The sequence below is a fragment of the Pseudoalteromonas sp. LC2018020214 genome, assembly GCF_016598755.1.
Classification (GTDB): domain Bacteria; phylum Pseudomonadota; class Gammaproteobacteria; order Enterobacterales; family Alteromonadaceae; genus Pseudoalteromonas; species Pseudoalteromonas distincta.
Map to the genome: position 1 here is coordinate 2,854,526 of NZ_CP066804.1, position 22,952 is coordinate 2,877,477.

Here is a 22,952-nt window from a genome sequence, read left to right on the forward strand (position 1 = left end):
AGGAAAAATTAAATTCATTATTCCATAATTTTATTTAATTGTGTGTATTTTATCGGGTTATAACTGAACCCAGACCATATTTTATAACGAGTCTGTTTAGAAAACGGCTATTTCACGGTAAACTAACGCCACTTCCCTTTAAGAAAGATCAGTATGGCACGCATTTTTTACTCATTCGCATTAATTATTATTAGCCCACTGATTGTATTTTATCTCTATATTTTACGAGGTAAAAAAAACCAAGGCTATCGTGCACACTTTAAAGAGCGCTTTGGGTTTGTCAGTAAGTCTTTATTTACGGTTAAAACTAAACCTTTAGTTTTTCATTGTGCTTCTGTTGGTGAGGTACTTGCCGCAACGCCACTTATTAAAGCTTTGCAAAAAGCGCATCCAAACTTAAATATACTTATAACCTGTAATACTCCAACAGGCAGAGAGCAAATACTTAGCCAGTTTAAAAATACTGTAGCGTGTAGCTATTTACCAATCGATTTTCCGTTTGCGACGGCTCGATTTTTAAAGCGTATAAAGCCACAAGCATTATGTATCTTAGAAACCGAGCTATGGCCAAATTTAATGGCGATAAGCCACAAAAAAAACATACCAGTGCTTGTCATCAATGCAAGACTCTCTGAAAAGTCGCAGCAGGGCTATCAAAAAGTCGCTAAATTAACCCATATTATTATGCGCTCAATTACGGTACTTGCGAGTCACAATAAAACAGATGCTACACGCTTTATTGAACTTGGTCTTGAAGCTTCAAAAAGCCATGTAACAGGCTCAATAAAATTTGATATAACACCAAGTGACGAGCAATTAGCTAAAGTACTCAACCTTAAACAGCTTTATAACAGTAATGAAGACGATAACGATGAACGCTTTGTATGGGTGGCAGGCTCAACACATCCTGTTGAGCATGAGCTGGTACTTTCAGCCCATCAAGAGTTACTAAAAAAGCAACCGAACGCATTACTTATAATTGCCCCGCGCCATCCAGAGCAATTTGACAAAGTGGCAGAGCTTTTAACGCAAAGCCCACTTAGCTTTAGCCGTCGTAGCCAAAATAACTATAATAATGAGCGAATACTCCTTGCTGATACGCTTGGTGAATTACAGTGTTTATATGGCGCTGCAAATGTGAGCTTTATTGGTGGCAGCTTAATTCGCAGAGGTGGGCATAACCCACTGGAATCAGCAGCGTTTTCGGTAGGTGTAATAACAGGTCCACACACATACAATTTTGACCATGTTTATCCCGAGCTAACAAAGCTCAAAGGTGCTGTTGTGGTTGATAGTAACGACGAACTCGCAAAGCAGCTTATAACGTTTAGCCAAAACACAAAAGCGTGCCAAACCTTAGGTATTAAAGCTGCGCAATGCGTAACTAAAAACCAAGGTGCTATACAAAAAACACTTACCATTATTAATCAATATTTAGAGCCAAAACCGTGACCAACATAGCTATAAGCCAAACCCGTGAATGGGTGTCATCTGTTATTGTTAAATATAACTTTTGCCCGTTTGCTCGAAAAGAAGTAGAAAATAACTGTATTCATTACATAGTAAGCTCAGCAACGAGTATGGATGATGCTGTAATGGATATGCTTGAGCAATGTGTTGAGCTTGACCGTGAACCAGAGCGCGAAACAACCCTTATCATGTTTGACAACGGCTTTAGTGACTTTGAAGACTTTTTAGACTTGGTCGATTTAGCTAATGCACTTTTAGTCGCGCAAGGCTTTGAAGGTAAGTATCAAATCGCTAATTTTCACCCAGATTATGTATTTGCCGACAGCGATGAGACCGATGCCGCAAACTACACAAATAGAGCGCCCTTTCCTACTTTGCATTTAATCCGCGAAGCAAGTATGAGCGAAGCACTTGATAGTTATAACGAGCCTGAATCTATTCCTGAGCATAATATAAATCTAGCAAGGCGTAAGGGGATTGATTTTTGGCAGCAGTTACTTGAAGGCTGTAAAAAACCGAGCGCTTAAATGCTCGGTTTTATTTTGGTTTGTGCAAAACAAGACAATAACAAACGCTTATTTTTTAACCCAGTTACCATTTACTTCAACGTAATGACCACTTTGGGTTTTTTCAATTGTTTTAGCAGCAGCAAGCGCTTCTACTTGTGAAAGTGACAAGTTATTCTTTTTAGCCAACTTTAAGTACTGCGCTTTACGCTTTGCATTTATATCATCAACAACGGCTTTTGCTTCTGCGTTTTGTACAACAAGCCCTAAATAACCAGAGCTATCTTCACCTACTAGACCTTGGTTTTTAGCGTCATCAAGGCTAATAGCCCACGCAGAGAACGACATACATACTGCACTAACTAACGTAATAATGTTTAATTTTTTCTTCGTATTCATGTTCTAGCTCCTTAAAATAACTCACTGTCGTCACTAAATAAATTGTCGAGTTCTTTATCTACTTTTACGCGAATTTCGTGATCGACCTTCACATTTAAATTAATAGTAATGGGCTCTTTAGCAGACACCTCAACACGATGCGTGCAAGCACTTAGCGCACTAATAGCACCCAGCGCAAGCAGTACTTTTATCAATAACGACTGTCTCATTATTAGTTTCCTTTTTGTGAGTATTGTTGCTCAACTTTTTGTGTAATTTCGTCACTTAAACGCAGTGCACGCAAAAGTGTAAATACGTTTTCTTCGTGGTTATAATTAAAGTTAACCTGCTGCTGCTCTGCTTTATTATAGCCTTGCAAATTAACCCCTAGTTTTAACCAACCATCATTTTTTAGTGCCACACTGCTATTCAGTTTTTGAATATCTAAATTAGTTAATAGCCCTAACACAGGTTGTAACTCTTGCTGTTGCTGCATTACTGAATCAAACGCGGCATTATTGGTAATTTTTAAATTACCTGTTCCTTGGCTAAATAAGCTACCGTCAATTATTTCAATAATTCCACTATCAAAGTGAACTGGTAAAGACCCCGCCAAGCGCCCCGTTAATACAATGCCCGACTTATCGTCGAGTGTAACGAGTTTACTTGCATCAATGTTTTCAAACTTAACATTAGCAACTTGGTTTGGCTTCCCTACTGTGTAGCTATCTAATGAAAACTCGCCACCAAACACACTTCCTTTTACATCATTTATAAGCGCGGTATTGTTATTAACTTGCCATTGACCTTCAATCGCTTTAACTACAGCACCTGCTCTAAATTCATTTAAATTAAAGGTAGTTGGTTTTACATTAAGCTTACCTGAATTATATTCCCCGCTAAATACACTGTTTAAATCACTCGCAAGGTAATCGTTATACAATGCATTTGTATGGCTAATCCCTATATTGAACAGTGCATTTTGTAAGTTTATATCGCCACTAATATAGCCATTAAATTCGCCCTCTGTTAACTGTGCAAGTGGCTCAAATTGACTAATAAACGCATTTAACGACAGCGCACTTTGTTCAGGAATAACCACTTCAAACGGATGAGCTTGCGACGACACATGATGATTTATCACTAACTCAACATCGTTTATAAATGCGTGATGCGTGGCTTTTAGTGCACGGCTTTGCAAGCCCGTAGACTCTATTTTTATATTATTAAGTTTTATGTCGGGGCTATTAACAGCCTTTATATTCGTTTTTGCTGTTAGATCAGCAAATAACTCACCTACGCCTAAATTAGCATTTGCTGTTAATGTGTTACTTATATCTGTGACTTTAAATTCTTTATATTCTGCGCTTTTTAATTGCTGAGTTAACGTTACTTCTGCGTTTAACTGTTTATCCATTTTTGCTGTTAAATCACCTTGATATTGCACTGCACTTATATCAAACGCATCTACACTATTAAGCGTTAATTTAGCATTTATAAGCCCAATTGGTTTTGAGTCTATAAACTCACTTATATTAAAGTGACCACTAAGGCTAAGCCCATTCGCTGTTGCAGGTGCAAACTCAGGTAAATTTTCAAGCATAACGGCGTAATCGCCTTTAATTGCAGCGCCAGATAACTGAGCATTAACGCTAATATTATTTATATCGGGTGTATTTATTTGAGCTGATAAATTTGTCTGTAAGTACTCAAGTGGAGATGTAATATTTAGTGTTGTATCTGTTATTAAAAAATCAAATTGCTTATCGCCTTCACTCATCAAATTAATTGCAGGTACACTGAGTTCACTAGCCTCTAAGCGAATTGATTGAGGGAGTTTAAGTTGCCAATTTAAAGGCACTTGTTTGCTAATAAAGCCCGCATATTCACTTGGTGGAATTAACTCAGTACAGCTTGGTGTTAAATTAATTTTGTTATTAAGCAAATCGGTATTAAACATTAACGCTTGGCTATTTAAATTAAAACGCGTCGCCAATTTACCAGTGGTTAATACGTTAACTTTGCACTGCTCATACGTGTGAGCAAACTGGGAGCTAATATCGCCATTTAACTTAAGCTCTATACCATCAAAGCTAAATGCTTGCTGAGTATTAAAGTTAGCATCTGCTATTAATGTATTTTTAGTGTTTATAACGTGCTTTAAAAAAGTGTCATTAATTTCAAACTGACCACTTACTTTATTAGCAGTCAAAATTGCACTTGCGTTTATATCACCTGAGACATTAAATTTATTTAGTTCGGGTTCTAATATGCTTATTTTAAGTGGCTTATTGAGCTCATCACTTTTTACTACAAGCTGTTTAATATTGATTAATGGGCGATTTAAGGGAAGTGCTAAATCGAGATTTTTAGCAAGCTGATTAGCATTATCACTTTTAGGGAGTGGATTAACTGTTAGCACTGCATTTTCAATATATACACGCTTTGTATTTGCAGTAATACCAGTGAGTTGTAATTGTTGATTTTGATAATTTAAACACACTCTATCAGCATGAATATTTAAGCTAGACGTAATTGAAAAATCGAGACAACTTAACGTAATGTCTGCTTTTTTGAGCTCAGGCGCTATAACCCATTGTAATAACGGCAAGCGAAATACATAACTAAGCAGCAAGGTACTTAGTAATACAGCTCCAACAATTAAACCAATTCGCTTAAACATACTATCCTTAAATGCTTTGTGCTTTTAGCTAAACTAATACCAACCTGCATAAATCTTTGATCAATTTAACGAATTAAATTGCACTATAACGTCGTTAAAAGTTTTTTATTTAGAACAACTAGATATAAAAACTTTTGCCTAGTTCTAGTGTGATTTTCTTAACGTTAAATAGACCCCATATATAAGCAGATTGGTATAATCAAAAAAGGCTGCACAATGCAGCCTTTTTTATTTTACAGTAAGATTATGAATCTAACTTGTATAAACGTAAATATAATTAACCTACGTTTTTACGTGCGTTACGGAACATACGCATCCACGGGCTATCCTCGAGCCACTCATCTGGGTGCCAAGAGTTGGCAACGCTTCTGAATACACGTTCTGGATGCGGCATCATTACAGTGGCGCGACCATCTGTTGACGTAATACCTGTAATACCTTCTGGAGAACCATTAGGGTTAGCTGGGTACTGCGTTGTAGGATTACCGTAGTTATCTACAAACTTAACCGCTACAGTGCCGCTCTCAAGCGCCGCTTTAGTGGCTGCATCGTTTGCAAACTCAGCATGACCTTCACCATGAGAAACCGCTATAGGCATACGCGAGCCAGCCATTCCGTTAAAGAACACAGACGGATTCTCTTGTATTTCTACTAAACTAAAGCGTGCTTCAAAACGTTCTGATTTATTAGTTACAAAGCGCGGCCAATGTTCAGTGCCAGGGATCAACTCTTTTAACGTTGATAACATTTGGCAACCGTTACATACACCTAAGCTGAAAGTATCTTCACGGTGGAAGAAGTTTTGGAACTGATCGCGTGCCATATCGTTAAACAAAATAGACTTAGCCCAGCCTTCCCCCGCACCAAGTACGTCACCGTATGAGAAACCACCACAGGCCACTAAACCTTTAAATTGCTCTAGTGTTAAACGACCTTCTAAAATGTCGCTCATGTGTACATCAACGGCTGCAAAACCTGCGCGATTAAATGCTGCCGCCATTTCTAAATGAGAGTTAACACCCTGCTCACGTAAAATAGCCATTTGCGGTTTAGCACCGGTTGCAATGTATGGCGCTGCTATATCTTCGTTTAAATCAAAGTTAAGTTTTACGTTTAAGCCTGGATCTTTTGCATCAAATTTAGCATCAAACTCTTGCTTAGCGCACTCAGGGTTGTCACGGCGTGCTTGCATTTGATACGTTGTTTCAGCCCAAATAGTACGAAGCTCAGTACGCGTATGATTAAGTACCGTATTTTCGCCACGGTTAAATATAATCGTATCGTCACTGTTAAGCGTGCCAATGTTGTGGCTAATTGCTGCTATACCATGTTGTTCAAACACCGCATTCACTGCATCTAAATCAGCATTTGCAACTTGAATTACTGCACCTAGCTCTTCGTTATAAAGCGCTTCAATGTCAGAACCTGTTAAAGCTGCTAAATCAACCGTTACACCGGTATGACCCGTAAACGCCATTTCAGCAACCGTGGTAAATAAACCACCGTCTGAGCGGTCATGATAAGCAAGTAACTTACTATCAGCCACAAGCGCTTGCATTGCGTTATAAAAGCCTTTTAATAACTCTGGGCTATCAACATCAGGGGTTACATCACCTAATTGCTTATAAACTTGCGCAAGGCTTGATGCGCCCATGCGGTTTTTACCCGCACCTAAATCAATTAATATAAGCGATGTATCGCCTTTATCTGTGCGCAGTTGTGGTGTTACTGTTTTACGTACGTCGTCAACACGACCAAACGCAGTTATAACCAGTGAAAGCGGCGATGTTACTGACTTCTCTTGTGAGTCACCTTCATCTTTCCATGTCGTTTTCATCGACATAGAATCTTTACCTACTGGAATCGTTAAACCAAGCGCAGGACAAAGCTCTTCGCCTACGGCTTTAACCGCTTCGTATAAACCAGCATCTTCACCTGGGTGACCCGCTGCTGCCATCCAGTTTGCCGATAACTTAATGTTTTCAAGGCTACCGATGTTTGCACAGGCAATATTAGTTAACGACTCCGCTACAGCTAAACGAGCAGATGCACCGTAATTAAGTAATGCAGCCGGAGTACGCTCACCGAGTGACATAGCTTCACCGTGGTAAGTGTCATACGTTGCCGCAGTTACAGCACAGTTAGCAACAGGTACTTGCCAAGGACCAACCATTTGGTCGCGTGCTACTAAACCCGTAACTGAGCGATCGCCGATTGTTATTAAGAATGTTTTTTCTGCAATGGTTGGTAAACGCATTAAGCGCTGCGCTGCATCTGCTGCATTTATTGATGTGATATCAAGCGCTTTGCCAACAACTTGCTTTGACGTTACATCGCGGTGCATTTTAGGTGCTTTACCTAATAATACGTCCAGCGGCAAATCAACAGGGTTATTTTCAAAGTGGCTGTCTGACACTGTTAAGTGAGGTTCAGCGGTTGCTTCACCAATAACAGCGTACTGGGCACGTTCGCGCTTACAAATTGCTTCAAAGCGGTCAAAGTCCTCTACGCCAACAGCGAGTACATAACGCTCTTGTGATTCATTACACCAAATTTCGTGTGGTGCCATGCCTGGCTCATCGTTAGGGATGCTACGTAATTGGAATTTACCACCACGTCCGCCATCATTAACAAGCTCAGGAAACGCATTAGATAAACCACCGGCACCTACATCATGGATGAATGCAATTGGGTTTTCATCGCCTAGTTGCCAACATTTATCGATAACTTCTTGGCAACGACGTTCCATTTCTGGGTTTTCGCGCTGTACTGAAGCAAAGTCTAAATCTTCGTTTGACTGACCTGAGGCCATACTTGATGCAGCACCACCGCCTAAACCAATGTTCATTGCAGGCCCGCCTAGCGCAATTAATTTAGCGCCTACAGGAATATCACCTTTTTGAACATGATCAGAGCGAATATTACCTAAACCACCGGCAAGCATAATTGGTTTATGGTAACCACGTATTTCTTCACCGTTATGGCTTGTTACTTTTTCTTCGTAAGTACGGAAGTAGCCTAATAAGTTAGGACGACCAAACTCATTATTAAATGCAGCGCCACCTAGTGGACCTTCTGTCATTATATCAAGTGCGTTTACAATACGACCCGGCTTACCAAAATCGCTTTCCCACGGTTGCTCGTAACCTGGAATACGTAAATTTGATACAGTAAAGCCAACTAACCCTGCTTTTGGCTTAGAGCCACGACCCGTTGCGCCTTCATCGCGAATCTCACCACCAGAACCTGTAGCAGCACCTGAGAATGGCGCAATAGCTGTTGGGTGGTTATGAGTTTCAACTTTCATTAGTATTTCAATGTCTTCTTGATGATACGCATATTCACCTTGCGCATTTGGGAAGAAGCGACCCGCTTTTGAGCCTTTCATTACTGCCGCGTTATCTTTATAAGCCGACAATACATTTTCAGGATTTAGCTCAAACGTATTTTTAATCATTTTAAACAGCGATTTTGGCTGCTCTTTACCATCGATTGTCCAGTCAGCATTAAATATTTTATGGCGACAATGCTCTGAGTTCGCTTGTGCAAACATAAACAATTCGATGTCGTTAGGGTTACGTCCTAACTTTGTAAAATTTTCTACTAAGTAGTCTATTTCATCATCAGCAAGCGCAAAGCCTTGCTCAACATTGGCTGTTGCTAGTGCTTCACGTCCACCACCTAAAATATCGACAGACGACATTTGGCGTGGGGCATCACTGCGAAACAGCTGAGCCGCATCTTCAAGTTCATTGTGTGTGGCTTCAGTCATGCGGTCGTGCAATAACGCAGTTACTTGTGCAAGTTGTTCTGCGTTTAAATCACCTTCAACATAATAAGCAATACCGCGTTCAACACGGTGAACCTGCTTTAAACCACAGTTGTGGGCGATGTCGGTAGCTTTAGATGCCCAAGGTGAAATGGTACCTGGGCGAGGTGTAACAAGTACAAGTTTGCCAGCTGGGGTATGCTCTGCAATGGTTGGACCGTAAGTTAATAGTTTTTCAAGCTTGGTTTGCTCAGAGCTACTCAACGGCGATGTTAAATCGGCAAAGTGAGCATACTCGGCGTATACGTTAGTGACTGGAAGTTGCGATTGTTGGCAACGCGCTAAAATTTTATTAACTCTGAACTCTGAAAGTGCTGGTGCACCACGAAGGATCAACATAGGTAATTTCATCCGGGGTTAGGGATTGAACGATATTTTAGGCACGCATTATAGTCCAATTAGCATTCAGATTTAACTCAAAATTACGCTTTTCATAAAATTAACTTTTTAGCTTTATTTATAGCCTCTTTTGGTTAATAAAATAAAAGGTAAAGTGACGCGATGGCTTAGTTTTGCTATAACGGTGGCTGGCGAGCTTAAGGGGCACTCAATGTTCAAAGAAAAACTAATAATAATCATTACTTTAGTTATGCTGTTATGTGCATGTGATATGCAAGAGCAGCCAACTCAACTCGCCCAAATAAAAGAGCAAAACAAAATACGTGTGGGTACACTTGCAAGTGCTAGTAATTATTATCAAGCCGTTCAAGGTGAACAAGGCTTTGAATATGAGCTATCTCAAGCATTTGCTGAATATCTAGGTGTAGAGCTTGAAATAGTGCCATTTTTTAACTTATCCGATATGTTTGAACGCCTTGAAAGCGGTGATTTAGATTTAATTGCCTCAGGACTTACCTATAATAAAACCCGTGCAGAGCAATACCGTTATGGACCAACTTACAGAACCATCAGCCAAAAATTAGTTTATAAGCAAGGACGTGTTCGTCCTCGAGAGTTTGCCGACTTAGATGGCAACTTTACTGTTATCGCTAAAAGTAGCCATTCGCTTACTCTGCAAAAAATGAAAAAAAACAATCCAGATCTTAATTGGATAGAAAGCGAAGAGTTTGATGAAGAAGAACTACTTCAAGCGGTTATTGATGGCGAAATAGATTACACACTCGCTGATACACATACGCTATCGTTATTTCGCCGTTATCATCCAAATTTAAGTATCGGTTTTTCTGTTAGTCATAACGATCCGATTGCATGGATACTTAACAAATCAAAAGATGATTCTTTATATTCCTTATTAGTGCCATTTTTTGGCGATATAAAACAGAGTAATCAGCTCTACGTACTTGAAGAAAAATACTTTGGCCACGTGCGCCAATTTAACTATGTAAATACCCTTGCTTACATCGAAGCTATAAAAGAAACCTTACCAACATACCAACCATGGTTTGAACAATATGCTGGTAGCCTTGATTGGCGTTTATTAGCGGCACTTAGCTATCAAGAATCTATGTGGAATCCTCGCGCTAAATCGCCAACAGGCGTTCGCGGTATTATGATGCTAACCCGCAGTACAGCAAAACAAGTAGGTGTTACCAACCGCTTAGAGCCAGAGCAAAATATTCGCGGTGGTGGTAAGTATTTAAGTAAACTGATTAAGCGTATTCCTGATAGAATTCCTCAACCTGATAGAACATGGCTTGCACTAGCGGCTTACAACGTAGGTTGGGGGCACGTTAACGACGCGCGTATAATTACCGAGCAGCAAGGCGCAAGCCCTGATAAATGGGCTGATGTAAAAAAACGCTTACCGCTGTTAATTAAAAAGCGCTATTACCGCAAAACTCGCTATGGTTATGCGCGTGGCGATGTAGCGGTTAAATATGTTGATAATATTCGTCGCTATTACGATGCACTTGTTTGGCTAGATGAGAATAATGCTATTGCTGTAGAGCCTGAACCAGAACCAAAGCTAAATGAAGAAAGTGACGAAAAAAGTAACAAAGATGAAGCGCAAACAGAAAAACAACAGCCTATAATTGAGCCCGAACAACCGAGTGAAAACAATAACTAAGATTTGTATAGGTATCAGTTTTTTGAGCAAGCCAGTAAGCAAACTTTAAGTAAATTAAATATCTGTTTACTTGTCATCAAATGATCACTAATGTGTATTACTTGTATATTATTATTTTATAAGATATACCCTGCGCCTTTCTCACTCTTGCATTAGGAGAAAACATGCTAAAACGTAGACGCACACAAAAATTAAAACGCAATGTGATTTATTCAACAGCCACACGTCGTCGTGTTATGCTAAGAAAACTGCACAAAAAAATCATCTGGCGCCGCCGAATGTTTGCTATGCAGCAAATGGCTGAAACAGAAATAGAGCCAATCGCTAGTTAACTTTAGCTAGGTTTATTTATTTGTTCATCACGAGCAGCTTTCTTAGCTGCTTTAATTTGCTCTCTTCTACGCTTAAAAAAATTCGAAATAGTATCACCGCACTGCTGTGCCAAAACACCACCGCATACCTCTACTTGATGATTTAACCTCGGCTCTTGTAATAAGTTCATAATTGAACCTGCAGACCCTGTTTTAGCATCGAGGGCACCAAATACTAAACGCTTTATTCTGCTATGCACCAACAGTCCTGCACACATAGAGCAAGGCTCTAACGTTACATATAGTGTGCAATCAATTAAGCGGTAATTATTAAGTACTTTTCCAGCTTCTCTTACTGCAATCATTTCGGCATGAGCAGATGGATCGTTATCGGTTATTGAGCGGTTATACCCGACTGAAATTAACTGGTTATCTTTGACTACAATTGCTCCAACCGGAATTTCATCAAGCAACTCTGCTTGCTTTGCATACAAAAGCGCTTGCTCCATCCAGTAGGAATCATTAAATGGCTCGTTCATTCTTTCTACTTAAATAACTTTTTATGCTGTAATTATACCTAGTTAGCACTCTAAAGTGCGTTATTCATTACTTTATTGCAAAAATAAAACGATATTTACCTGTTTGTAATGGCTCACTCGTGTGGATTTACGCTATAATCTCACGCTTTTTTTATTTAGCTCACAACACGGGTAGCAAATGAAATTTCCTGGACGCCGCAGGCATAAACATTATTTTCCAGTGGAAGCCAAAGATCCACTTACCAATCAACTTAACGCAACAGAGCGATTACAACGTAGTTATATTACGGGTATCGATCAGATCGTTGTTGATATAGAGGCAAAAGTTGATCAAGCTTTCCTTGACGAATTTCAACTACGTAGAGGTATGTCACAAGTTATTGATAGCGACATAACGAACGCCTTATACGATCGTTTAAAATTAAACGATATGGTTGATTTTGAGTTTGCCGGTGGGACCATTGGTAACACTATGCACAACTACTCTGTACTTGCAGATGATCGCTCAGTTTTATTAGGCGTAATGAGCGAAAATATAAAAATAGGTAGCTATGCTTACCGCTTTTTATGTAATACCTCAAGCCGTGTAGATTTAAACTATCTTCAACCAGTAGATGGGCCTATAGGCCGTTGTTTTACATTAATTGATGAAACCGGTGAGCGTACTTTTGCAATAAGTGCGGGCCTAATGAATCACTTACGTCCTGAATCTATCGATAAAAACCTTATTGAAAATTCATCAGCATTAGTGATCAGTGCCTACCTCATGCGTACGCAAGGTAGTGAAACGATGACTGAAGCGACTATGCAAGCGGTAAAATACGCTAATGATGCAGGTGTGCCAGTTGTTCTTACACTCGGAACTAAATTCTTAATTGAACAAGACCCGACCTGGTGGGCAAACTTTGTTGAAAAGCATGTTGATATTCTTGCTATGAACGAAGAAGAAGGGTTAGCTATTACAGGTTTTGAAGACCCTCTCCTAGCTGCCGATAAAGCACTTGATTGGGTAGATTTGGTAATTTGCACCGCTGGCGAAAAAGGCTTATTTATGGCCGGCTACGTAGACGAAAGCTTAAAGCGTGAAACCGAATACCCGTTATTACCAGGAGCAATACCTGATTTTAATCGATACGAATTTTCACGTGCTATGCGTAAAACCGAGTGTGATGAGCCTATCAGAGCATATAGCCATACAGCCCCATTTATGGGTGGACCTGACTCAATCAAAAACACCAATGGTGCAGGCGATTGTGCTTTAGCGGCTGTGCTACATGACTTATCAGCGAATGTTTATCATAAACTTAACGTGGCAAACTCAGCTAAGCATCAGCAACAAGCTATTACTTACTCGTCACTATCGCAAATTAGTAAATATGCTAACCGAGCTAGTTATGAAGTGTTAGTTCAGCACTCTCCTCGTTTATCTCGCGGTTTACCAGAACGCGAAGACTGCTTAGAACAGGTTTATTGGGAACAATAATAACGGTGGGAGCAAGTATTGCTCCCTATCAACTTCCTAAAAAATAGAAATATCGAGCTTTTTAGATAGCAGTTCCAGCGCCGCAATTCCTGCAACCGAATTACCAAACGAATTAAGCCCCGGAGAATAAACAGCTACCGTAAACTTATTTGGTAACACGGCTAAAATAGTCCCTGACACTCCCGACTTACCTGGCATACCTACTCTGTAACCAAAATCCCCCGCTGCATCGTATAAGCCACTGGTAAATAATAGCGAATTAAGCTGCTTATTTTGACGGCTACTTAAAACACGATCGCCCGATCGATTATCAACACCTTTATTTGCTAAAAAATTATAAGCTTTGGCTAATTCAATACAGTTGAGCTCAATAGAACAAAAGTTAAAGTAAGACCATAAAACATCATCGACTTCATTTTCAAAATTACCAAACGATTTCATTAAATGTGCCATAGCAGCATTACGATGCCTAAATTCATACTCAGAATTAGCGACTTTTTTATCAATCACTATCCCTCTATTACCAGCTAACAACCTAAAGGTCTCGAGCATAGAGTGCATTGGTGCAGATAAGCGGCTGTACAACGCATCACACGTTACAATTGCGCCTGCATTTATGAAAGGGTTACGAGGAATCCCTTTTTCAAACTCAAGCTGTGTAAGCGAGTTAAAAGCAGTACCTGAAGGTTCCTTTCCAACTCGATGCCAAAGCTCATCACCATAACGTTGCAGTGCCATAGTAAGTGTCATAACTTTAGAAACTGATTGAATAGTAAAACGTTGGGAGCAATCCCCCGCACACACAGTCTCACCATCAGTTGTATAAATAGCAATAGAAAATTGCTCAGGATCGACCTCTGCAAGGGCCGGTATATAATCAGCTACTTTTCCTTGTGATAATAAAGGGCGTACTTCATGTGCTATTTCATCAAGCACCTTTTGGTAATCAGCTGTAGGCAAACTAGACCTCTATATCATCATTCATAAAAATTGGATTTTAGCACGCGCGAATAGACGCACCTAGTTTTGTTGATGAATTCAAAGGTGAGATTTTTAAATTGAAAGCAAAAAACCGTTAAATCACTGTAACGGGTTTCTCTTAATTAATTCCTTGTAATGTCGTAGTGCCCACAGCGGTGGAGAGGCACATAGCAAATGCTACACTATCATTGGTCGGGCTCGTCTTCGAGCTATTCGTTGATGTATAGGAATACAAGCGCCGCGGCGTACAGGGTGTGCAGAAGCGGCCACTACTGCATTCGGCATGGGGTATTGCTATTTATATCAATCTCAGACAGCAAAAAACCCGTTACATTGCTGTAACGGGTTTCTCTTAATTAAATCCTGGTAATGTCCTACTTTCACATAGCAAATGCTACACTATCATCGGCGCTGTTTCGTTTCACTACTGAGTTCGGCATGGGATCAGGTGGGTCCAAAACGCTATTGTCACCAAGAAAATTCTTTTCAATTTTCTTATTTTAATTATTAAGGTTAAAGTCCTTCGACTGAATTTGAAGCCTGGTAATGTCCTACTTTCACATAGCAAATGCTACACTATCATCGGCGCTGTTTCGTTTCACTACTGAGTTCGGCATGGAGTCAGGTGGGTCCAAAACGCTATTGTCACCAAGCAAATTTGGGCGTTAATACGTATTTCTGCGCACTAACTGAATTTGGAAAATATCTGATAATATTTTTTAAGTCTTTCTAAGTAATTTCTACTTTAGTTATATTAACTTCTGTCTAAACTGTCGCATAAAACGCGTTTGGCGTTGTATGGTTAAGCCTCACGGGTAATTAGTACAAGTTAGCTTAATGGCTCACACCACTTCCACATCTTGCCTATCAACGTTGTAGTCTTCAACGGCCCTTCAGAGACTTTAAAAGTCTAGTGAGAACTCATCTCGAGGCCTGCTTCGCGCTTAGATGCTTTCAGCGCTTATCAGTTCCGAACGTAGCTACCGGGCAATGCCATTGGCATGACAACCCGAACACCAGCGGTTCGTTCACTCCGGTCCTCTCGTACTAGGAGCAACCCCTCTCAATTCTCAAACGCCCACGGCAGATAGGGACCGAACTGTCTCACGACGTTCTAAACCCAGCTCGCGTACCACTTTAAATGGCGAACAGCCATACCCTTGGGACCGACTTCAGCCCCAGGATGTGATGAGCCGACATCGAGGTGCCAAACACCGCCGTCGATATGAACTCTTGGGCGGTATCAGCCTGTTATCCCCGGAGTACCTTTTATCCGTTGAGCGATGGCCCTTCCATTCAGAACCACCGGATCACTATGACCTACTTTCGTACCTGCTCGACGTGTCTGTCTCGCAGTTAAGCTGGCTTCTACCATTACACTAACCGTACGATGTCCGACCGTACTTAGCCAACCTTCGTGCTCCTCCGTTACTCTTTAGGAGGAGACCGCCCCAGTCAAACTACCCACCAGGCACTGTCCGTAACCCCGATTCAGGGGCCAACGTTAGAACATCAAAACTACAAGGGTGGTATTTCAAGGTTGACTCCACAACAACTAGCGTCGCTGCTTCAAAGTCTCCCACCTATCCTACACATGTAGGTTCAATGTTCAGTGCCAAGCTGTAGTAAAGGTTCACGGGGTCTTTCCGTCTAGCCGCGGGTACACAGCATCTTCACTGCGATTTCAATTTCACTGAGTCTCGGGTGGAGACAGCGTGGCCATGGTTACACCATTCGTGCAGGTCGGAACTTACCCGACAAGGAATTTCGCTACCTTAGGACCGTTATAGTTACGGCCGCCGTTTACCGGGGCTTCGATCAAGAGCTTCTCCCTAAGGATAACCCCATCAATTAACCTTCCGGCACCGGGCAGGTGTCACACCGTATACGTCATCTTGCGATTTTGCACAGTGCTGTGTTTTTAATAAACAGTCCCAGCCACCTGGTCACTGCGGCTCCCGTCCGCTTAGAGAGCAAGTCTCATCACAGATAGGAGCGTACCTTCTCCCGAAGTTACGGTACGATTTTGCCTAGTTCCTTCACCCGAGTTCTCTCAAGCGCCTTAGTATTCTCTACCTGACCACCTGTGTCGGTTTGGGGTACGATTCCATATAATCTGAAGCTTAGAGGCTTTTCCTGGAAGTATGGCATCAACAACTTCATCACCGTAGTGACTCGTCTCGTGTCTCAGTCTTAATAGCAACCCGGATTTACCTAAGTCGCCAACCTACTCACTTTCACATGGACTACCAACGCCATGCTTGTTTAGCCTGCTCCGTCCCCCCATCGCAATTATATCGAGTACAGAAATATTAATCTGTTTCCCATCGACTACGCCTTTCGGCCTCGCCTTAGGGGTCGACTTACCCTACCCTGATTAACATGGGATAGGAACCCTTGGTCTTCCGGCGTGGGAGTTTTTCACTCCCATTATCGTTACTCATGTCAGCATTCGCACTTCTGATACGTCCAGCATACCTCCCGGTACACCTTCAACCGCTTACAGAACGCTCCCCTACCACTCATCCTAAGATGAATCCGCAGCTTCGGTGCATAGTTTAGCCCCGTTACATCTTCCGCGCAGACCGACTCGACCAGTGAGCTATTACGCTTTCTTTAAAGGATGGCTGCTTCTAAGCCAACCTCCTGGCTGTCTGGGCCTTTCCACATCGTTTCCCACTTAACTATGACTTTGGGACCTTAGCTGGCGGTCTGGGTTGTTTCCCTCTTCACGACGGACGTTAGCACCCGCCGTGTGTCTCCCGGATATTACTTTACGGTATTCGGAGTTTGCAAAGGGTTGGTAAGTCGGGATGACCCCCTAGCCTTAACAGTGCTCTACCCCCGTAAGTATTCGTCCGAGGCTCTACCTAAATAGATTTCGGGGAGAACCAGCTATCTCCCGGTTTGATTAGCCTTTCACTCCTAGCCACAGGTCATCCCCTAACTTTTCAACGTTAGTGGGTTCGGTCCTCCAGTTGATGTTACTCAACCTTCAACCTGCCCATGGCTAGATCACCGGGTTTCGGGTCTATACCTTGCAACTAGTCGCCCAGTTAAGACTCGGTTTCCCTACGGCTACCCTATTCGGTTAACCTCGCTACAAAATATAAGTCGCTGACCCATTATACAAAAGGTACGCAGTCACCCAACAAGTGGGCTCCTACTGCTTGTACGTACACGGTTTCAGGTTCTATTTCACTCCCCTCACAGGGGTTCTTTTCGCCTTTCCCTCACGGTACTGGTTCACTATCGGTCAGTTGGGAGTATTTAGCCTTAGATGATGGTCCACCTATATTCAGTCAAAGTTTCACGTGCTCCGACCTACTCGATTTCACTTAAAATGTCTTTTCATGTACGGGACTATCACCCTGTATCGTGGCACTTTCCAGAGCCTTCCATTAACACATAATAAGCTTAAGGGCTGTTCCGATTTCGCTCGCCGCTACTTTCGGAATCTCGGTTGATTTCTTTTCCTACGGGTACTTAGATGTTTCAGTTCTCCGCGTTCGCCTCGTTAACCTATGTATTCAGTTAACGATACCTGCAAGCAGGTGGGTTTCCCCATTCGGAAATCCTAGTCTCAAGCGCTTTTTACTAGCTTGACTAGGCTTATCGCAAGTTAATACGTCCTTCATCGCCTCCAACTGCCAAGGCATCCACCGTGTACGCTTAGTCACTTAACCATACAACCCAAACGGGTCTTTGTTTTGTGACAGTTTAACTTCGCCAGAAGTTAATATTGAATACTAAAGTAGATACCAATCAATCAACGTAAAACGTTAATTAAATGGCACTGAATGGTACTGCTACCATTCTTTTTTTACTTTTGAAAACTCTTGATAAATACAATGTATTCATCAGAATTTTATTATCAGCTTTTCCAAATTTTTAAAGAGCATATTAATTAGTTATTCCGAAGAACAAGCACTAATTAACAATCATCTGTGTGGACACTACGAACAAATAAGTTCTAAATCGTATAAGGAGGTGATCCAGCCCCAGGTTCCCCTAGGGCTACCTTGTTACGACTTCACCCCAGTCATGAATCACTCCGTGGTAAACGTCCTCCCGAAGGTTAGACTATCTACTTCTGGAGCAACCCACTCCCATGGTGTGACGGGCGGTGTGTACAAGGCCCGGGAACGTATTCACCGCGTCATTCTGATACGCGATTACTAGCGATTCCGACTTCATGGAGTCGAGTTGCAGACTCCAATCCGGACTACGACGCACTTTAAGTGATTCGCTTACTCTCGCGAGTTCGCAGCACTCTGTATGCGCCATTGTAGCACGTGTGTAGCCCTACACGTAAGGGCCATGATGACTTGACGTCGTCCCCACCTTCCTCCGGTTTATCACCGGCAGTCTCCTTAGAGTTCTCAGCATTACCTGCTAGCAACTAAGGATAGGGGTTGCGCTCGTTGCGGGACTTAACCCAACATCTCACAACACGAGCTGACGACAGCCATGCAGCACCTGTATCAGAGTTCCCGAAGGTACCAAACCATCTCTGGTAAGTTCTCTGTATGTCAAGTGTAGGTAAGGTTCTTCGCGTTGCATCGAATTAAACCACATGCTCCACCGCTTGTGCGGGCCCCCGTCAATTCATTTGAGTTTTAACCTTGCGGCCGTACTCCCCAGGCGGTCTACTTAATGCGTTAGCTTTGAAAAACAGAACCGAGGCTCCGAGCTTCTAGTAGACATCGTTTACGGCGTGGACTACCGGGGTATCTAATCCCGTTTGCTCCCCACGCTTTCGTACATGAGCGTCAGTGTTGACCCAGGTGGCTGCCTTCGCCATCGGTATTCCTTCAGATCTCTACGCATTTCACCGCTACACCTGAAATTCTACCACCCTCTATCACACTCTAGTTTGCCAGTTCGAAATGCAGTTCCCAGGTTGAGCCCGGGGCTTTCACATCTCGCTTAACAAACCGCCTGCGTACGCTTTACGCCCAGTAATTCCGATTAACGCTCGCACCCTCCGTATTACCGCGGCTGCTGGCACGGAGTTAGCCGGTGCTTCTTCTGTCAGTAACGTCACAGCTAGCAGGTATTAACTACTAACCTTTCCTCCTGACTGAAAGTGCTTTACAACCCGAAGGCCTTCTTCACACACGCGGCATGGCTGCATCAGGCTTGCGCCCATTGTGCAATATTCCCCACTGCTGCCTCCCGTAGGAGTCTGGGCCGTGTCTCAGTCCCAGTGTGGCTGATCATCCTCTCAAACCAGCTAGGGATCGTCGCCTTGGTGAGCCATTACCTCACCAACTAGCTAATCCCACTTGGGCCAATCTAAAGGCGAGAGCCGAAGCCCCCTTTGGTCCGTAGACATTATGCGGTATTAGCAGTCGTTTCCAACTGTTGTCCCCCACCTCAAGGCATGTTCCCAAGCATTACTCACCCGTCCGCCGCTCGTCAGCAAAGTAGCAAGCTACTTTCTGTTACCGCTCGACTTGCATGTGTTAGGCCTGCCGCCAGCGTTCAATCTGAGCCATGATCAAACTCTTCAATTAAAAAGTTTTATGTCTTTCGACAGCTCAATGAATTCTGAATTTTTTAATATCTTTCGATATTGAATTGACTGTGCCGAATAATTACCGAAATAACTATTCTGTTGGTCACTCAGTTTTCAATTGAGACTCTAATTTGTTTGCCTCGCTACCTAAGTAGTTTGGCTGTTAGAACTCAATCTGTACGAGTGCCCACACAGATGATTGCTTTATATTGTTAAAGAACGTTGCGATTATAAAGTTGAACTTTATCTCGCTAGGGGCTGCGCATATTACGCTTTCCTATTTTTTTGTCAATACTTAAATTTAAACTTTCTAAAAAGATTCACTCTAAGTTTTACTTAACACCCTGAGTTGTTCGTGCCTCGCTATGCGTTGCTGTTTCCCGTCTCAGTGGGGTCGCATTATAGGGAGCGGCGGATTTTACGCAAGCGTTATTTGCATAAAATAGTAATTAAAATTAAGCCCCAAGCAAGTACACATGATAAGCACAAGTTACCCACAAAACCCTGTTGATAACTCTTGTTTTTACATAGCTAAACCATACTAAAGCTATTAATTAAAACCTTAAAAATGCAAAAAGCACCTTATGTAGGTGCTTCTCAAAAGTAATAGTTATTAGAATCTAGGGTCTGTTTATCTTTCAAGGTTAAATTTGCAGCAGCCTGTTTGGTATTCAGGCAAGGCAGAGCCTATGTAGTGTGGTTACTCCCCATAAATAGGCGATAACGTAGCATTAATGCCAAACAGGCGCTGCCCAAAGGGTTCTTCCTAGGGGCTATTTACTCTTTGTTACTCGGTTTTGACTTATTCTTACATGGATGTAAGCCAGTAGGGTAACGCAGGAGCAGTTACCGAGCCCACTAGGTTACAAATCTCGCGCCGCGATTACCCCCCCCTAGTTTGAACAAATTTTAATCCGCAAAGAGCAACAGACCCTAGTATAAAATACTATATAATTTGCGACGATACTTAGCTGCGAGTGCGTCGCCATCAGGTAAAGAGGCAATAATGGCTAAAAAGCTTGGTTTTGCTTCGTTGAAGTTCAGATCTTTTTGTAGAACTGTAAACAGTACATCCAATGCTTCTTCTTTTCTGCCTGCTTCATTAAGTAAAATACTGAGCTCTTCTTTTAATTCTAAGTCATTTGGATACTTTTCTACTTGTTGTTGCTTTTCTTTAATCTCTGGTGAGTCTTTTGCTTCAAGCGCGGCTTCGCATTTTGCTTTAATATTATTAAAGTAAGCATCTTGCTCTTGTGCATCTATTGTATTTATAAGTGCTTGCGCTTCATCTACCTTGTGAATTTGAATACATATGTCTGCTAGCACTAACTTGATACGTGCATTACCGCTGTCTATTTCATAAGCTTGCTTTGCATAATTAAATGCAGCATTTAAATCTGACTTTAATAACGCTTGCTTTGCTTGTTCTAACAGTAAGTCTTGTTGCGCAGGTAAATGCTTTGCTAGGGCTTCGCGTATTTGCGCTTCGCTTTGAACACCTGCAAGTAAATCTACTGGTGCGGAGTCTTTTAATAATACAAGCGTAGGCAGTGTTTGCAGACCAACTTGTTGCGCAAGTTGAGAAGCGAGTGCTTGTTCTGTATCGCAATCTAGGTTTGCTACTACTATATAGCTTGCATATTCTGCTGCTACTTTATCTAAAATTGCAGCCTGTCCGATGCAGTCAGGACTTTGAGGAGAGAAAAAGTTAAGCAACACCAATTTTTGTTGTGATGTTTCACCGAGTACTTGTTGAAGGTTTTGCGCATTAATACTAACTATGTTGCTCATTGAATTGATTGCCATATTCGTCTATTTAGGTTTTTATATGGTGGTGAACATAATAATTACAAGTCATATACCTAAATCACTCGGTATACATATTCAACAATAAGGGAAAATATGAAATTAACTTACCTAAGTGCAATACTTTTATTAGCAAGCCCATTAGTACAAGCAAATGGACTCGATTTGAATTTAAGCAAAGCCATGCCAGCTATTGAAAAGTTTTACCTCGACTTACACCAATCCCCAGAGCTCTCTTATCACGAACAAAAAACAGGTAAAAAGGTAGCAGATAGATTAACTCAGCTGGGTTTTAAAGTAACAAGTAATGTAGGTGGCTTTGGTGTAGTTGGTATTTATAAAAATGGTGAGGGGCCGACAGTAATGATCCGCACTGATACTGATGGCTTACCTATTATTGAGCAAACAGGAAAATCCTATGCCTCAAAAGTCAAAGTAATAGATGAGCACGGTGCAAAAGTAGGTGTAATGCACGGCTGTGGCCACGATATCCACATGAGCTCTTTTATTGGAACTGCAGAGCAGTTAATTGCTCATAAAAAACAGTGGCAAGGTACATTAATGATGGTTGCACAGCCTGCAGAAGAAGTAGGTGGGGGTGCTAAAGCGATGTTAAGCGAAGGACTATTTAGTAAATATGCAAAACCTGATCATATAATTGCTTTACATGTAAGCGCTAGCGTCCCCGCTGGTAAGGTATCAATGAAAAATGAATACACGATGGCAAGTGTAGATTCTGTCGATATTACAATTAAAGGTAAAGGTGGTCATGGTGCTTATCCGCATACAACTATAGACCCAGTGGTTATAGCTGCACGCACTGTACTTGCTTTGCAAACAATCACAAGCCGAGAGCTTTCACCGCTTGAGCCTTCTGTTATTACAGTGGGGTCTATTCATGGTGGTTCAAAACATAATGTGATTTCGGATGAAGTAAAACTACAACTCACTCTTAGAAGCTATAACCCCGATGTAAGAAGCGCTCAGATAGCAGCAATAAAACGAATCACCGCAGGTATTGCACAAAGTGCTGGCTTAAATGAATCTAACTACCCTGTAATATATGTACATGAAGATGAATCTATTCCATCTACTTATAATAACCCTGCACAAACAGACATTGTTAGAAATTCTATTGCCAGCGCAATTGGCGATACTAATGTACTTGAAACACAAGCTGTAATGGCGGGTGAAGATTTTGGCCTATACGGGCGCACCGATGAAAATATCCCTATCACCCTCTTTTGGCTAGGAGGCGTAAACCAAGCACAATATGCAGATTCAATAAAAACAGGTGAGGTACTCCCTTCTCTACACTCTAGTAAATTTGCACCAGATTATAAAGTTGCTATTCCTACTGGAATAAAAGCAATGAGTAACGCTGCTGTTGCTTTATTTAATAAGTAACCTGAATTC

The 22,952-nt window shown here is 41.7% G+C and carries 13 protein-coding genes and 4 rRNA genes; 6 read left to right on the plus strand and 11 right to left on the minus strand.

Features of this window, described 5'->3' with window-relative positions; genetic code table 11:
* The first annotated feature begins 153 nt into the window (after positions 1-153).
* Positions 154-1,452, plus strand: coding sequence for a lipid IV(A) 3-deoxy-D-manno-octulosonic acid transferase (waaA, locus tag JG479_RS12695; protein ID WP_200219440.1), 1,299 nt, complete (start codon positions 154-156; stop codon positions 1,450-1,452).
* Positions 1,449-1,997 (plus strand): DUF1415 domain-containing protein, encoded by a 549-nt coding sequence (locus tag JG479_RS12700; RefSeq protein ID WP_002961067.1) that lies wholly within the window; start codon positions 1,449-1,451, stop codon positions 1,995-1,997. Before waaA ends, JG479_RS12700 begins: the two co-directional genes overlap by 4 nt.
* Positions 1,998-2,045: 48 nt before the next feature.
* Here JG479_RS12700 and JG479_RS12705 read toward each other — a convergent pair whose 3' ends face one another.
* From JG479_RS12705 to purL, 4 genes are all read right to left on the minus strand, one after another.
* The gene (locus tag JG479_RS12705; protein ID WP_002961068.1) at positions 2,046-2,375 is read right to left on the minus strand and encodes a YdbL family protein; all 330 of its coding nucleotides are present in this window, start codon (positions 2,373-2,375) and stop codon (positions 2,046-2,048) included.
* A gap of 11 nt (positions 2,376-2,386) precedes the next feature.
* Positions 2,387-2,584 (minus strand): YnbE family lipoprotein, encoded by a 198-nt coding sequence (locus JG479_RS12710; protein WP_002961070.1) that lies wholly within the window; start codon positions 2,582-2,584, stop codon positions 2,387-2,389.
* A gap of 2 nt (positions 2,585-2,586) precedes the next feature.
* Positions 2,587-5,037 (minus strand): YdbH domain-containing protein, encoded by a 2,451-nt coding sequence (locus JG479_RS12715; RefSeq protein WP_200219441.1) that lies wholly within the window; start codon positions 5,035-5,037, stop codon positions 2,587-2,589.
* 277 nt (positions 5,038-5,314) lie between these two features.
* Positions 5,315-9,205, minus strand: coding sequence for a phosphoribosylformylglycinamidine synthase (gene purL / locus JG479_RS12720; protein ID WP_200219442.1), 3,891 nt, complete (start codon positions 9,203-9,205; stop codon positions 5,315-5,317).
* A gap of 211 nt (positions 9,206-9,416) precedes the next feature.
* Here purL and mltF point away from each other — a divergent pair, with 211 nt between their 5' ends.
* Together mltF and JG479_RS12730 are read left to right on the plus strand one after the other, a co-directional pair.
* Entirely contained in the window at positions 9,417-10,895 is a 1,479-nt protein-coding gene (mltF, locus tag JG479_RS12725) for a membrane-bound lytic murein transglycosylase MltF (protein WP_200219443.1), read from the plus strand.
* A gap of 164 nt (positions 10,896-11,059) precedes the next feature.
* On the plus strand, positions 11,060-11,227 hold the full coding sequence (locus JG479_RS12730) for a hypothetical protein (protein WP_002961076.1): 168 nt from the start codon (positions 11,060-11,062) through the stop codon (positions 11,225-11,227).
* Between the two features lie 2 nt (positions 11,228-11,229).
* Here the strand turns inward: JG479_RS12730 and tadA are convergent, their stop codons facing one another.
* Entirely contained in the window at positions 11,230-11,745 is a 516-nt protein-coding gene (gene tadA, locus JG479_RS12735) for a tRNA adenosine(34) deaminase TadA (protein WP_200219444.1), read from the minus strand.
* 178 nt (positions 11,746-11,923) lie between these two features.
* Between tadA and JG479_RS12740 the strand changes: the two genes are divergently transcribed.
* Entirely contained in the window at positions 11,924-13,228 is a 1,305-nt protein-coding gene (locus tag JG479_RS12740) for an inosine/guanosine kinase (protein WP_033021433.1), read from the plus strand.
* A 36-nt stretch (positions 13,229-13,264) separates the two neighbouring features.
* Here the strand turns inward: JG479_RS12740 and glsB are convergent, their stop codons facing one another.
* The 6 genes from glsB to JG479_RS12770 all read right to left on the minus strand — a co-directional run bounded on the left by glsB (position 13,265) and on the right by JG479_RS12770 (position 21,521).
* The gene (gene glsB / locus JG479_RS12745; protein ID WP_007378792.1) at positions 13,265-14,188 is read right to left on the minus strand and encodes a glutaminase B; all 924 of its coding nucleotides are present in this window, start codon (positions 14,186-14,188) and stop codon (positions 13,265-13,267) included.
* Positions 14,189-14,570: 382 nt separating this feature from the next.
* Positions 14,571-14,685 (minus strand): 5S ribosomal RNA (gene rrf / locus JG479_RS12750).
* 62 nt (positions 14,686-14,747) lie between these two features.
* Positions 14,748-14,862, minus strand: a 5S ribosomal RNA gene (gene rrf / locus JG479_RS12755).
* 145 nt (positions 14,863-15,007) lie between these two features.
* Positions 15,008-17,895, minus strand: a 23S ribosomal RNA gene (locus tag JG479_RS12760).
* Between the two features lie 297 nt (positions 17,896-18,192).
* Positions 18,193-19,728, minus strand: a 16S ribosomal RNA gene (locus JG479_RS12765).
* Together the 16S, 23S and 5S rRNA genes form the textbook arrangement of a ribosomal RNA operon.
* Before the next feature lie 935 nt (positions 19,729-20,663).
* Positions 20,664-21,521, minus strand: coding sequence for a tetratricopeptide repeat protein (locus JG479_RS12770; RefSeq protein ID WP_002961723.1), 858 nt, complete (start codon positions 21,519-21,521; stop codon positions 20,664-20,666).
* Positions 21,522-21,632: 111 nt separating this feature from the next.
* On the opposite strand from JG479_RS12770, the gene JG479_RS12775 reads away from it, so the two are divergent.
* On the plus strand, positions 21,633-22,943 hold the full coding sequence (locus tag JG479_RS12775; protein ID WP_200219445.1) for a M20 metallopeptidase family protein: 1,311 nt from the start codon (positions 21,633-21,635) through the stop codon (positions 22,941-22,943).
* The last annotated feature ends 9 nt before the right edge of the window (positions 22,944-22,952 follow it).